This is a genomic window from Pseudomonas sp. S4_EA_1b (genome assembly GCF_016307435.1).
In the GTDB taxonomy this organism is placed as follows: domain Bacteria; phylum Pseudomonadota; class Gammaproteobacteria; order Pseudomonadales; family Pseudomonadaceae; genus Aquipseudomonas; species Aquipseudomonas rhodesiae.
Genome location: NZ_JAEILC010000005.1, coordinates 57,664 through 71,702, shown reverse-complemented (window position 1 = coordinate 71,702; position 14,039 = coordinate 57,664). Strand labels below are relative to the sequence as shown.

At 61.0% G+C, this 14,039-nt stretch carries 11 protein-coding genes and 1 tRNA gene; 5 read left to right on the top strand and 7 right to left on the bottom strand.

Translation table 11 applies throughout. From position 1 onward, the window contains the following. Positions 1–309: 309 nt before the first annotated feature. Both YA0848_RS01490 and YA0848_RS01485 read left to right on the top strand, forming a co-directional pair. On the top strand, positions 310–1,797 hold the full coding sequence (locus YA0848_RS01490) for an NCS1 family nucleobase:cation symporter-1 (protein WP_034115381.1): 1,488 nt from the start codon (positions 310–312) through the stop codon (positions 1,795–1,797). A gap of 24 nt (positions 1,798–1,821) precedes the next feature. Continuing rightward, a complete protein-coding gene (locus tag YA0848_RS01485; RefSeq protein ID WP_034115380.1) occupies positions 1,822–3,105 on the top strand; it encodes a Zn-dependent hydrolase in 1,284 nt (427 codons plus the stop codon). A gap of 57 nt (positions 3,106–3,162) precedes the next feature. Here the strand turns inward: YA0848_RS01485 and YA0848_RS01480 are convergent, their stop codons facing one another. The 4 genes from YA0848_RS01480 to YA0848_RS01465 form a co-directional block, all read right to left on the bottom strand. Then, a complete protein-coding gene (locus YA0848_RS01480; protein ID WP_034115379.1) occupies positions 3,163–3,621 on the bottom strand; it encodes an REP-associated tyrosine transposase in 459 nt (152 codons plus the stop codon). A gap of 598 nt (positions 3,622–4,219) precedes the next feature. Continuing rightward, on the bottom strand, positions 4,220–5,638 hold the full coding sequence (locus YA0848_RS01475) for an efflux transporter outer membrane subunit (protein ID WP_169903427.1): 1,419 nt from the start codon (positions 5,636–5,638) through the stop codon (positions 4,220–4,222). Further along, positions 5,622–6,791: an efflux RND transporter periplasmic adaptor subunit gene (locus YA0848_RS01470; protein WP_169903428.1), complete on the bottom strand. Its 1,170-nt coding sequence runs from the start codon at positions 6,789–6,791 to the stop codon at positions 5,622–5,624. Before YA0848_RS01470 ends, YA0848_RS01475 begins: the two co-directional genes overlap by 17 nt. After that, complete coding sequence (locus YA0848_RS01465; protein ID WP_169903429.1) at positions 6,781–10,002, bottom strand: efflux RND transporter permease subunit; 3,222 nt, start codon at positions 10,000–10,002, stop codon at positions 6,781–6,783. The genes YA0848_RS01470 and YA0848_RS01465 overlap by 11 nt, the downstream gene beginning before the upstream one ends. Before the next feature lie 193 nt (positions 10,003–10,195). On the opposite strand from YA0848_RS01465, the gene YA0848_RS01460 reads away from it, so the two are divergent. Next, entirely contained in the window at positions 10,196–10,606 is a 411-nt protein-coding gene (locus YA0848_RS01460) for a PA0061/PA0062 family lipoprotein (RefSeq protein ID WP_034098864.1), read from the top strand. Here YA0848_RS01460 and YA0848_RS01455 read toward each other — a convergent pair. After that, complete coding sequence (locus tag YA0848_RS01455; RefSeq protein WP_167389900.1) at positions 10,603–10,755, bottom strand: hypothetical protein; 153 nt, start codon at positions 10,753–10,755, stop codon at positions 10,603–10,605. The genes YA0848_RS01460 and YA0848_RS01455 overlap by 4 nt on opposite strands. A 187-nt stretch (positions 10,756–10,942) precedes the next feature. Between YA0848_RS01455 and YA0848_RS01450 the strand changes: the two genes are divergently transcribed. Then, positions 10,943–11,605 carry a peptidase C39 family protein gene (locus YA0848_RS01450; RefSeq protein ID WP_034098862.1) on the top strand — a complete coding sequence of 221 codons (663 nt, stop codon included), beginning with the start codon at positions 10,943–10,945 and terminating at the stop codon, positions 11,603–11,605. Between the two features lie 48 nt (positions 11,606–11,653). Here the strand turns inward: YA0848_RS01450 and pbpG are convergent, their stop codons facing one another. Further along, positions 11,654–12,577 carry a D-alanyl-D-alanine endopeptidase gene (pbpG, locus tag YA0848_RS01445; protein ID WP_034098860.1) on the bottom strand — a complete coding sequence of 308 codons (924 nt, stop codon included), beginning with the start codon at positions 12,575–12,577 and terminating at the stop codon, positions 11,654–11,656. 208 nt (positions 12,578–12,785) lie between these two features. Then, positions 12,786–13,640, bottom strand: coding sequence for a bifunctional methylenetetrahydrofolate dehydrogenase/methenyltetrahydrofolate cyclohydrolase FolD (gene folD / locus YA0848_RS01440; RefSeq protein ID WP_034098858.1), 855 nt, complete (start codon positions 13,638–13,640; stop codon positions 12,786–12,788). Positions 13,641–13,915: 275 nt separating this feature from the next. Here folD and YA0848_RS01435 point away from each other — a divergent pair. Further along, positions 13,916–13,992, top strand: a tRNA-Arg gene (locus tag YA0848_RS01435). The last annotated feature ends 47 nt before the right edge of the window (positions 13,993–14,039 follow it).

Genomic DNA, 14,039 nt, shown 5'->3' with positions numbered 1-14,039 from the left:
AGATATGCCGCTTGACGGGAATGAAAAATGAAAATATTTGTGTTGCACCAGATTGGGTCCGGTTGGTTCGGGCAACTTGCGTAATGCCTGATTGAATTCAGCAGCAAGTAACCGGGGCTCAATCGGAAAGTTGATAAACATCAGCACGTTATATAAGCGGTGAGGGCGCAGCGGCGGTCAACGGCACGAATATTGAGTGCAGTGGCGGCTGGCCGGGCCTGTGATGTCATGTTGTTTACGAGGTACTCCGGCCATCTCCTGCGTTGCAGGGGGTGAGCAACAATAATTCGAAAAAACCGTGGAGCGGCCATGCAACAGAACAGATCGCAAGTCATTGAGCGCAACGGCCTGTACGAACTCGACGCCGGCCCCGACGTCCTCGACAGCCCTCGCTACAACCACGATATGGCACCGACCAAGGTGCATGAACGAACCTGGAACAAATGGCATATCACCGCGCTATGGGTCGGCATGTCGATCTGCGTGCCGACGTACACCCTGGGTGGGGTGCTGACGGCGTATTTCGGCTTGTCGGTGGGCGAGGCGCTGATTGCGATCCTGCTGGCCAATATCGTGGTGTTGTTGCCGCTGACCCTCAACGCGTTCCCCGGCACTAAGTACGGCATTCCGTTTCCGGTGCTGCTGCGTTCCTCGTTCGGCATCCTCGGTTCCAACGTGCCGTGCCTGATTCGCGCGCTGGTGGCGTGCGGCTGGTTCGGCATCCAGACCATGTTCGGCGGCCTGGCGATTCACCTGTTCCTGGGCTCGATTTTCGAGGGCTGGAAGGCCCTGGGCGGCACCGGTGAAGTGATCGGGTTCATGATGTTCTGGACCTTGAACCTGTGGGTGGTGCTGCGCGGCGCCGAGTCGATCAAGCGCCTGGAAACCCTGTCGGCGCCGCTGCTGGTGGCGGTGGGCATTGGCTTGTTGGTGTGGGCGATGCCGAATGTGTCCATCAGCGAATTGATGGCGATCCCGCCCAAGCGCCCCGAAGGCGCGAGCCTGAGCGGTTATTTCATGGCCGGCCTGACTGCGATGGTGGGCTTTTGGGCCACCTTGTCGCTGAACATTCCCGATTTCAGCCGCTATGCCAAGAGCCAGAAGGACCAGATCCTCGGGCAGATTTTCGGCCTGCCGCTGACCATGTTCCTGTTCGCCGCCCTCGGCGTGATCATGACCGCCGCTTCGGTAAAACTGGTGGGGGTGAGTGTGTCTGATCCTGTCACGCTGATCGGCCATATCCAGAGCCCGGTGTGGGTGGCCATTGCCATGGCGCTGATCATCATCGCCACGCTGTCCACCAACACCGCGGCCAACATTGTTTCGCCCACCAACGACTTCCAGAACATCGCGCCCAAACTGATCAACCGCACCACCGCAGTGATCCTCACCGGCCTGGTGGGGCTGGCGCTGATGGCCCATGAACTGCTCAAGAAGCTCGGCTTGATCGTTTCGGATGTGAGCCTGGAGACCGTGTATTCCAACTGGCTGCTGGGCTATTCGAGCCTGTTGGGGCCGATCGCCGGGATCATGGTGGTGGACTATTTCATCACCCGCAAACAACAACTGGACCTGGCCGGCCTGTACCGCGATGACGTGTATCCGGCGTGGAACTGGAGCGGGTTTATCGCCTTTGGTGTACCGGTGGTGCTGACCTTGCTGGCCTTGGGCAGCGATGCGTTCAGCTGGTTCTACAGCTATGGCTGGTTCACCGGCTCGGCGTTGGGCGGGCTGTTGTATTACGGCCTGAATGCCAAGCGCGGGGCCAGCCCGGTTGTCGTCAAAGTCAATTCATAACAAATACAGCCTGAGGAGATCCCCATGAACGCTGCCCTCGACGTTCTGCAATCGGCCCACCCGCATGTCAACCGTGACCGCCTGTGGCAGTCGCTGATGGACCTGGCCAAACTGGGCGCCACGCCCAAAGGCGGCGTGTGTCGCCTGGCCCTTACCGACCTTGATCGCAAGGCCCGCGACCTGTTCGTGCAGTGGTGCGAAGAGGCTGGCTGTACAGTCAGCGTCGACGGCATCGGCAATATTTTTGCCCGTCGCCCAGGGCGCAACCCGGACCTGCCACCGGTGATGACCGGCAGCCATATCGACACCCAGCCTACCGGCGGCAAGTTCGATGGCTGCTTTGGTGTGCTGGCCGGCGTGGAAGTGCTGCGCACCCTCAACGACCTCAAGATCGAAACCGAGGCGCCGCTGGAAGTGGTGGTGTGGACCAACGAGGAAGGCTCGCGCTTTCCGCCATGCATGATGGGCTCCGGGGTGTTCGCCGAGAAATTCACCCTGGCCGATACCCTGGCCAAGGTTGACGCGGAGGGCGTCAGTGTTGGGGAGGCGTTGAACGCGATTGGCTACGCGGGAACTCGTCCCGAGAGCGGGCATAAAGTCGGCGCGTATTTCGAGGCGCATATCGAACAAGGGCCGATTCTGGAGGATGAGAAAAAAACCATCGGCGTGGTACTCGGCGCCCTCGGGCAAAAGTGGTTTGACCTGAAGCTGCGCGGCGTCGAAGCCCATGCCGGGCCGACGCCGATGCACCTGCGCAAGGACGCCTTGGTCGGCGCGGCAGCGGTGGTGGCGGCGGTGAATGCGGCGGCGCTGGGGCATCAACCCCACGCCTGCGGCACCGTCGGTTGCCTGCAGGCTTATCCGGGGTCACGCAACGTCATCCCCGGCGAAGTGCGCATGACCCTGGACTTCCGGCACCTGGAACCGGCGCGTTTGGACTCGATGATTGCCCAGGTGCGCCAGGTGATCGAAGACACCTGCGCCAAACACGGGTTGAGTTTCGAGATGGAACCCACGGCTGACTTTCCGCCGTTGTACTTCGACAAAGGTTGCGTCGAGGCGGTGCGTAACGCGGCGAACGCCCTGGGCCTGTCGAATATGGACATCGTCAGCGGGGCAGGGCACGACGCAATTTTCGTCGCCGAACTGGGCCCGGCGGGGATGATCTTCGTCCCGTGCGAAGGCGGCATCAGCCATAACGAAATCGAGAACGCCGCGCCGGATGATTTGGCGGCGGGGTGTGCGGTGTTGTTGCGTGCCATGGTGGCCGCTTCAGCCGCCATCGCCAGCGGCAAACTCGCCGCTTGAAATGCGGGTAAAAAATGTGGGAGGGGGCTTGCTCCCACATTTGGACTGTGCATGACGTTAAACCCAGATGGCATCCCACAGTGGGTAGTCGCCAATCCGCTCGACCAGACCCGCTCGCAATGGATTAGCCACCACATACCGGGCCATTTTTACCAAGTCATCGTCCTTTCGCAGGGCCCGGTCATGAAAGCTCTCTTGCCAGAGCCGGCCCTTGCGACCACTCACGCCATTGACGGTCCTGGTGCTTTTTGACTTCACCTGGCACATCAAGTCCGCCAGCGAGCCTTTTTTCAGTTCAAGCAACCAATGGAAATGGTCCGGCATGATCACCCATGCCAGAGAGTTGGCCAGCCCTTGGTACTGGGCTAAGCGAAATTGCCAGACCACCAGGCGACCGAGGTGGAAATGGCTGAATATCGGTACGCGTTCGTGGGTATTGGTGGTGATGAGGTAGATGCGGCCCGGCTCGCTGAAGCGGCCGATGCGCAGGCGGTGTGAAGCGGGTAGATCTGCCATTCCTTGGCCCCTCTTTAGATGTGCTTTGAGAGGCTAGATCGGTGAGCAGGAGGTTGAGGGGCAGGCTTTTGGCAGGATGTGTCTGGAAGGCCGCCATCGGGGGCAAGCCCCCTCCCACATTGGTTCGGTGGCGCTTATACATCATGTGTCTGACACAGGATCAGTGTGGAGGGCGGCTTGAACTCGATATTTCAGTAGCTGATTCACCGTCATCGGGGGCAAGCCCCCTCCCACATTGGTTCGGTGGCGCTTATACATTATGTGTCTGACACAGGATCAGTGTGGAGGGCGGCTTGAACCCGATATTTCAGTAGCTGATTCACCCCCATCGGGGGCAAGCCCCCTCCCACATTGGTTCGGTGGCGCTTATACATTATGTGTCTGACACTGGATTAGTGTGGAGGGCGGCTTGAACCTGATATTTCAGTAGCTGATTCACCGCCATCGGGGGGCACCCCCCCTTCCACATGCGTTTCTGCGGTGTTCATACATCGTGTGTCTGGCGCGGGACCCATGTGGGAGGGGGCTTGCCCCCGATGGCTTTATTCCATTCACAGCATCATTAACCGACATCACCGAGCTGTGCCTTTGCCCCCGATCAAGCTCCAGGCTGCCAACCGCCGCCCAGGGCGGTGATCAAGCCGACGCTCGCCTGCAACTGGCGTGTCTGCACTGCCTGCAATGTCCGCTGCGCCTGTAACGCCTCAGTTTGCGCGGTGACCACATCCAGGTAACTCACGGCGCCTGCCTGGTAGCTGTTCATCGCCAATGATTGCGTATGCTGCGCCGCGTCCGCCGCCGCCTGTTCATCCTGCGCTTGCTGCTGCAAGTCCCGCAGTTGCGCCAAGTTGTCTTCCACCTCGCGTACGGCCTTCAACACCTGGCTGCGATACTGCGCCGATGCCTCTTCGAACTCGGCCTTGGCCTGGCGTTCGTTGGCGCTCAAGCGCCCACCGTCAAGGATCGGCAGGTTCACCAACGGCCCCAACGCCCAATACCGATTGCCGGCCGAGAGCAGATTGCCAACGCCTTGGGTCTGCCCGCCGATCAAGCCGGTCAAGCTGAAATCCGGATACCACGCCGCCTTGGCCACGCCGATGTTGGCGTTGGCGGCAAACACCCGGCGCTCTGCTGCGGCGATATCCGGACGACGTTGCAACAGCTGGCTGGGCAGTTGCGAGGGGATTGCCGGCAGTGCAATCAGTTGCGCAGTGGGCGCTAGGGTGAAGTCACTGGCCGCTACACCGATCAATTCTGCGAGCGCATGTTCGATGAGGTTGCGTTGCCCGCGTACGTCATCAAGCTGAGCGCGGGCTTCGGACAGTTGGTTCTGGGCGCGGGTCAGGTCCAACTCCGAGGCGATCTGACCTTCGTAGCGGCTGCGGGTCAGTTGCAAGGCTTGGCTGAAATCCTCCAGGGAGCTGTTGAGGATGCGCGCCTGGGCATCCAGCCCATTGAGCTGTACGTACAAGGTTGCCAACTGGCGTTGCAGGCTCAGGCGCGCCACTGCCAGATCGTCTGCGGACGCCTGGGTCTGGGCGTCACCGGCGGCGACCTGGTTGCGGATTCTGCCCCAGAGATCCAGGTCGTAACTCAACGAAAAACCCGCCGTGTTGCTGTTGTACACCGACGGTTGTGTAGTCCCCCGCAACGGACGCGAATCCGACTGCCGCTGGCGCAAGGGCTGCGCGCTGGCGTTGATCTGTGGGAACAGCCCCGCGTGCAGTTGGCTGGCATATGCCTGGGCCGCATCGAAGTGCGCGAGCGCCGCCGCCAGGTCCGGGTTGGCCTGGAGCAGTTGCTGTTGCAGGTGATCCAGCGTCGCGTCGTGGTAGAGCGTCCACCACTGCGCTGCCAGTTGGTCGTTGGGTTGTGCGCTATGCCACGGGCCTGCGCTGGTCTGTTCGCGGTAATGGGCCGGCAACTCCAGCGCCGGCGTGGTGTAGCCGGGCGCCATGGAGCAGCCTTGCAAGCCCAGCAGCACCAGCGCGGCGAGCGGTTTAAGCCTTGGGCGCATGTGCACCTCCGGCGGCGGCGGCCAGTTGTACCGGGTCGCCTTCGCGCAGGGCGTCGGGCGGGTTGTCCACCACGCGGTCGGCAGCGTTGAGGCCCTGGTCGATCACCAGCCGATCGCCCAGGTCCAGGCCGATATGGATGCTTTGCAGGTGCACATGATTGTGCCCGTCCAGCATCGCCACCTGGGTGCCTTGGGCGCGGAAGATCAGGGCACTGGCGGGGATGCTCACGCCATGGGTGTCCGCCGGGATCGGCAGGGTGGCTTCGGCATAGTCGCCGGGCAGCAGTTCGCCGTTGGGGTTGTCCGCGAAAAATTGCGCGAGCAGCGTACCGGAACGCCGATCGATGGCGGTGGAGTCGCCGATCAACCGCGCCTTGAAGTGCATGCCGGGGTGCTCTGGCACGCTCAACTCGGCTTCCAGGCCCGGATGGATAACCGCGGCGTAGTTCTGCGGCACCGGTACATACAGGCGCAACTGGTGGGTGTCGGCAATGTTGAACAGCTCCGGATCGCTGTCGGTATCGGCCTTGATCAGCTGGCCGATATCGGTATTGCGTGCGGTGATTGTGCCGGCGAACGGCGCGCGCAGGGTCTTGTAGCTTTGCAGTGCCGACAACCGCGCAACGTCTGCAGCGGCGGCCTGGGCGTTGGCCTTGGCCGCCGCCGCGTTGGAGGTTTTCTCATCGGCTTCCTGACGCGATACCGAATGGCTGGCCAAGAGGTTTTGCCAGCGCGTCGCGGTGGTCGCTGCAAGGTGCGCGTTCGCCTGTTCCTGAACCAATCGCGCATGGGCCTGGACCAGTTGTTGATCGAGGTCGGGGCTGTCGATTTCGGCCAGCACTTGCCCGGCCTTTACCTGGCTGCCGATGTCGACCTTCCAGTCCTTCAGGTAACCGCTGACTCGTGCATGAATCGGTGCGGTGCTCCAGGCTTCCAGGTGCGCGGGCAGGCGCAGGGTGTCGCCGGCGGCATTGTGTTGCGGTTGGAATACGCTGACATGGGGGATGGCAGCGGCCTGTGTCCAGGCGCTGACCGACTGTGCGTGCAGCGTACGGGCATGCAAGCCGTTGGCGACCAACAGGGCGGCCAGGGTCAGGCCGCCGACACCCAGGAGCATCAGGCGCTTGCGCGAGGGTTTTTGATCAGACGACATGGGGCGTTTCTCCAGCAGTGGCGCGAGTAGGGTGACGCCCGTGGACCAGGCTGAAGACCACGGGTACAAACAACAGGGTGGCGGTGGTGGCGAGAATCAGGCCGCCGATCACGGCGCGGCCCAGGGGCGCGTTCTGCTCCTCGGACAGGGCCAGGGGCAGCATGCCGATGATCATCGCCAAGGCGGTCATGCACACCGGCCGGAAACGCGTGTAGCCGGCCTCCAGTGCGGCTTTCAAGGCATCGCCGTGTTCGGCCAGGCGTTCCCGGCAGAAACTCACCACCAGGATCGAGTTGGCGGTGGCCACGCCCATGCACAGGATCGCGCCGGTCAAGGCCGGCACCGACAATGAGGTGCCGCTGAGAAACAGCATCCACACGATCCCCGCCAAGGCCGCCGGCAGGGCGGTGATGATCACGAACGGGTCGACCCACGACTGGAAGTTGACCACGGTCAGCAGATAGATCAGCACCACCGCGCCGAGCAGGCCAAAACTCAGCCCACTGAAAGCTTCATGCAGCGCATCGATCTGCCCATGCAGGCTCACCGTTGCGCCTTTGGGGCGCATGGACGCGGTGTCGTCCAGCACCTTTTGCACGTCACGCGCCACGCCGCCGAGGTCGCGACCTTGCACATTGGCGTACAGGTCGAGGGTTGGTTCGATGTTGTAGTGGGTCACCACCGCCGGGCTTTGCACGCGGGAGATGCTTGCCACGCCGCCGAGGATCTGCGACTGGCCGTTCGCGCCGGTCACTGGCAAGGCTTCCAGCGACGGCAGGCTGTCCAGCCGATATTGCGGGGTGGCGGCGACGATGGAATAGGACACACCGTTGGCCGGGTTGAGCCAGAACGTCGGCGCAATCTGCGAACTGCCGGCCAGTGATGCGACCATGCTGTTGGTTACGTCGCGCTCGGTAATGCCCAGGCCGTTGGCGCGCAGGCGGTCGACATTGACCTGTAACGATGGGTAGCCGGTGGACTGCTGGATGCGCAGATCGGCGATGCCCGGAACGTGTTGCAGGCGGCGTTCCAGCTCCAGCGCGTAGGCGCGGTTTTCGGCGTCGTTGTGCCCGGAGATTTTTACGTCCAGGGGCGCCGGCGCGCCGAAGTTGAGGATCTGGCTGCTGATGTCCGCCGGCAGGAATGCGAAGTGGCTGCCGGGAAAGCTTTGCGGCAGGGCTTCACGCAGTTTTTTCACATAGTCGGCGGTGGGCGCGTGGTGTTTTTTCAGGGTGACTTGGATATCGCCATCCTGCGGCCCGATGGTGCCGCTACTGCTATAGGCCATGTCGATGCCGCTCAGCGGAATACCGATATTGTCGACGACGGTATCCAGTTCTTCGGCGGGAATGATTTCGCGAATCCGCGCTTCGATGCGGTCGAAGGCGGCGGCGCTTTCTTCGATGCGCGTACCCAGCGGCAGGCGCACGTGCAGGGCCAGCGCACCGGCATCGGTTGCCGGGAAAAAGTCCTGGCCCAGGCTGGGCAACAGCAGGAACGAGGCGAGTACACAGGCGAGAAAACCCACGATAAAGCGCTTGCGGTTGCCCAGGGCCAGTGTCAGCAAACCATGGTAGGTGTCGCGGATATTCGAGAAGTGGCGCTCGAAACCTTGTTGGAAATTCAGCACGGCCTGCAGCGCGACATTGCGTGGCTTCTGGTGCTGCTCGCCCTCATGGTGGTTGATGAATTCGTCTTCGGGATGGTGCCCTGCGCCCTGTTCCGGTGTGTGCGGTTTGAGCAGAAACATCGCCAGCGTCGGCACCAGGGTGCGCGACAGAATGAACGAACTGGCCATGGCAAAAATCACCGCCAGGGCCATCGGCCGGAACAGATAACCGGCGATGCCTTGCAGCAGAAACATCGGCACGAACACGATGCAGATGCACAGCAGCGAGACGAACGCCGGGCCGACGATTTGCGCGGCGCCATCAAGAATCGCAGCCTTCACCGCCTTGCCTTGTTCCAGGTGCCAATTGATGTTTTCGATGGTCACCGTGGCGTCGTCCACCAGGATCCCCACCGCCAACGCCAGCCCGCCTAAGGTCATGACATTGAGGGTTTGCCCGGTAACCGCCAGCAGCGCAATGGCTGACAGCACGGCCAGGGGAATCGATACCGCAATGATCAGCGTGGAGCGCCAACTGCCGAGGAACAGCAGGATCATCGCGCTGGTCAGCAGTGCAGCAATGATGCCTTCCTGGGCGACGCTGCCCACCGATTGCTTGACGAACACCGAGGCGTCGCCCAGCAGCGAAGTCTTGAGTGACGGTGGCAGGGTTTCATCGATGCGCGGCAACATCTGGCGGATGCCGTCGATGATCGACAGGGTGGAGATACTGCCGTTTTTCAGCGCCGGCATCAGCACCGCACGATGGCCGTCGACGCGCACGATATTGGTCTGCGGCGGCGAGCCGTCGCGCACATGGGCGACCTGGCCGATGGTAATCAGCGCACCGTCGACGGTCTTGATCGGCAGGTTGTTCAGCTCATCGATGGCCTTGGGGCTGTTATTGAGCAGGATTGTGTATTCGTCGGTGCCGAGTTTGGCGGTGCCTACCGGAATGATTTGATTCTGCAATGCCAGCGCCGTGCCCACGTCCTGGGCCGACAAGCCTTTGGCGGCCAGCGCCTGCGGGTCGAGGTCGAGGGTGATCTGGCGTTGCTTGCCGCCCATCGGGGTTGGCATCGCCAGGCCGGGCAGGGCGCTGAGGGGCAGGCGGATATTGTTCTGCACCAGGTCGCGGATCTTGGCTTCCGACAGTGTCGGGCTGGAAAACGCCATTTGCAGGATGGGCACCGTGGAGGCGCTGTAGTTGAGGATCAGCGGCGGCGTGATGCCGGGCGGCATCTGCTTGAGCACGGTTTGTGATACGGCCGTGACCTGGGCGTTGGCGGTGCGGATATCCACGCCAGGCTGGAAGAAAATCTTGACGATGCCCATGCCGGGCAGCGATTGCGACTCGATGTGTTCGATGTCGTTGACGGTTGTGCTCAAGGAACGTTCATAGGTGTAGATCACCCGACCGGCCATGGCATCCGGCGACAGACCGTTGTATTGCCAGACCACAGCCACCACGGGAATGCCGATATCCGGAAAAACATCGGTGGGTGTGCGCAGGGCCGCCATCGGCCCGATGATGCAAATGACTATGGCCAGCACGATAAACGTGTACGGCTTGTGCAGTGCGGTCTTTACCAGCCCGAGCATGCGTGGATCTCCAACAGAGCGAGGATTGCAAACCCCGGCAGTCTTGCCCGACCCACCTAACACGCACCTTTCAGCCAGGTGAAGGAACATTTAGGTAAGCGCTGAAGATCGTTTCATAGGCTTTCATTTGTTCCAGGCCTGGCAGCTGCCCAAGCTTGTAGCCCATCGAATGTACGATCCAAGGAGCGCTGCCATGTCACTCAAACCGTTTTTATTGATCCCCGCCCTGAGCGCCGTATTGCTGTTATCGGCCTGTGCCGGGCCGATGCCCAAGGCGGACCCGAGCGAGGCCTGGATCGGCCTTAAAGAGGAAGCGCCCAATGACCTGCTGGCCGAACGTGTAGACGGCAAGCGCGTGGACGATGGACGCTTCTTCGAGGTGACACCGGGGGACCATCGCTTGGACGTGACGCTGTTCGAAGACGAACCCGGTGACGACAATCAGCAAGACTGCCAGGGTCGTGTCGAATACAAGCATTTCAAGGCGGGCGAGCACTACACCTTGGTGGAGTCCAGCCTGGGGATGACCGTACGCGCAACCCTAAAGGATGCACAAGGTCACGAAGTGGCGGCGACACAGGACTTCAATTGCATGCCTGGTTAAGCGTGACGCACCACCGCTTTGTGAGGCTTGGCGGGTTTGACGTGGGGGTGATGGTGCCGGCGGGTAATGCGCAACACTCCCCACAACATGGCGCCGGCTACCGCCAGCCAACCGCAGATCAACAGGAAAATCGTTGTTGCAAGGCTCATTTGGGCCTCCTTCGCCCCGCAGGGGGCACACACAGTCTTCTCAATGGACAGTCTAGCTACCTGGCGGTTGCCTGCTATTGACCAATGGTCGTGTCTGTCCAACGAGTTCGCTATATCCAGGCCCGACACAAACGTGATTGGGCTATGATCAGCGCCCTCACCGACGGCTGATCAAGAGAGTAGAAAAGTGCGGTTACGGTCGAATCTTCCAACGTTCCTGCTGCTGGCCTTCACCCTGGGGCTCACCGCGTGTGCCGGGCAACCCTCAAAACTACCGGGCCTGCCTGAACGGGTCGAACTCAATGGCGTGCCGACCTTTCGCAGCGAGGTCTATCAAAGCGGCCCTGCTGCATTAGCCAGCATGCTGTCGCAACAAGGCATTGTGATGACACCGGGGCTGCTGGATAAACCGCTGCATTTGCCGGGCGGCGAGGCAAACCTGGAGCGCACGATGCCGCAATTGGCGCGCGAATATGGGCTGATGGTGTACCCGTTGGAGGCCAAGTTGACCGCCGTGCTGGCGCAGGTGGCCGCAGGTTATCCGGTGATGGCGCGCCTCGGCGGCGGGCTCTGGTCCGACGCGCGGTATGTCGTGGTGGTGGGCTTCAATCAGCAAAAGAGCACGGTGTTACTGCGCTCGGGCATGGACCGGCGGCTATTGATGAGCTTCAGCGATTTTGAATCGAAATGGGCCAGTGCCGGACATTGGGCGATCCTCACCCAGCGCCCGAGCCAGTTGCCGGCCAATGTGGATGCGCAGCGCTGGCGCGAGGCGGCCGATGCCACGGCCCAGGCCGGGCAGGAGCGGGCGGCAGCGCAGGCGCTTAAAGTCTTGGCGGATCACCGATAACAATGGGGGCAGGGCGCAAAGCCCCTCCCATCGGTTCTTCGGTGTTATTCAGCGCCGGACCTCGGCGGCATTCGCGCGGTTTTTCAGGTTTTTGTCGGCTTTGTAGCGCAACGCGACATCCGGCACCGCGCCGCCCTTACCGGTCTCGACCCAACTGCGGATACGGCTGGCGTCGGCGAAGTGGGTGTACTTGCCGAAAGCATCGAGGATCACCAGCGACACTGGTCGGTTGCCCATGCTGGTCACCAGCACCAGGCAATGGCCGGCTTGGTTGGTGAAGCCGGTCTTGGTCAGCTTGATATCCCAGTTGGCGCGGTTGATCAGATGGTCAGTGTTGGAGAAACCCAGGGTGTAGTTGGGCTTGCGGAAGGCTACGGTCTTTTCCTTGGTGGTGCTCAACTGGCTCAGCATCGGGTACTTGCGCGCAGCGGCCAACAGCTTGCTCAAGTCGCGAGCGGTGGATACGTTGTGGATCGACAGGCCAGTGGGTTCGACATAGTGGGTGCTGGTCATGCCGAGGGCCTTGGCCTTGGCGTTCATCGCCGCGATAAACGCCGAATAGCCGCCCGGATAGTGGTGGGCCAGGCTGGCGGCGGCACGGTTTTCCGAGGACATCAGGGCGATCAGCAGCATTTCTTTGCGCGGCATTTCGCTGCCTATCTTCACGCGGGAGAACACACCTTTCATTTCGGGCGTATCGGTGATGTTGATATCGATGTACTCGTCCATGTTTTGCTTGGCTTCGAGGACGATCAGGCCGGTCATCAGCTTGCTCACAGACGCAATGGGCACCACCACGTCGGGGTTGCTGGCATAGATGACTTTGTTGGTTTGCAAGTCGACCAGCATGGCGCTGCCGGAAGCTATTTGCAGTTTGGAAGGATCGCGGGGCGCCAGAGCGGTTTCGGCGGCGTGCGCGACAGTGCCTGTGAATGCGAAAAATAGGCTGATGATGGAAAGACGAATTTTCACGCGGATGAACTCGCTAAAAAGTAAGAAATACCGTTAGGAAAACGGGTTTTTGATAAATGGCGTTACATTTTAGGAGTATGGATCAGAAACTGTCGAATGTTCTTACAGAACCAGACGAAAGTGCTTAAAAACAAAAGAAAAAACAGGTTTTATTCCGGCTAATAAAAAGCCCCGCGATAAGGCGGGGCTTCTTCAGTACATGCGGTTATTAATCGTGCAGGGTTTCCGCGGCGTACAGGGTATTTTCCAGCAGGCAGGCGCGGGTCATCGGGCCGACGCCGCCTGGCACCGGCGTGATCCAGCCGGCGCGGGGCAGGGCGGTGTCGTAGACCACGTCGCCCACCAGCTTGCCGTCTTCCTGACGATTGATGCCGACGTCGATAACGATGGCGCCCTCTTTGATCCACTCACCTTTGACCAGGCCCGGCTTGCCGGCGGCAACCACCACCAGGTCGGCGCGTCCGACGTGGCCGGCGAGGTCCTTGGTGAAACGATGGGTCACGGTTACGGTGCAGCCGGCCAGCAACAGCTCCATGGCCATCGGGCGACCGACGATGTTCGAGGCGCCCACCACCACGGCATCGAGACCGTACAGGTCTACACCGGTGCTTTCCAGCAGGGTCATGATGCCTTTGGGGGTGCAGGGGCGCAGCAGCGGGATGCGCTGTGCCAGGCGCCCGACGTTATAAGGATGGAAACCGTCGACGTCTTTGTCCGGGCGAATGCGCTCAAGCAATTTGGACGCGTCCAGGTGATCCGGCAGGGGCAGTTGCAGTAGCACACCGTCTATCGTCGGGTCCTCGTTGAGGCTGTCGATCAGGTCGGTCAGGGCCTGCTGGGTGGTCTGCGCAGGCAGGTCGTAGGCCTTGGAAATAAAGCCGACCTCTTCACAGTCTTTACGCTTGTGCGAGACATAAACCTGAGACGCAGGATCGCTGCCGACCAGGATCACCGCGAGTCCCGGTGTGCGCAGGCCTTGCTGGCTGCGCTCTGCGACCCGTTTGGCGATCTGCTGGCGCAGGCTGGCGGCGATTGATTTGCCGTCGATAAGTTGTGCAGTCATTACGCGTGATTAACCATCGAGAGGGGGAAGAAAAGTGCGCGCATTCTCGCACGCTAAGACGTGAGGGCAAAGGCGGTTGGTCTGCAAATTGCCCTAACTCCTTAAATAAAATGAATTTTTTTTAAAAAAGATTTGACGGGTTTCAGGGGGCTCTATACTATTCGTCGCACTTGTCGGGCACAGCCTAGCACTGGTTAAGAAGGTCAAGCAGAATCACTGTTCTGTAAGGCTGGAAGCACTTAGTTTGTAATCCTCCAAGAGTACAGATTAATAAGGCGCCCGTAGCTCAGCTGGATAGAGCATCCGCCTTCTAAGCGGATGGTCGCAGGTTCGAGTCCTGCCGGGTGCGCCATTAGGCAGCTTTGGCACAAGTAGCGCTATATGGTGGGCGTAGCTCAG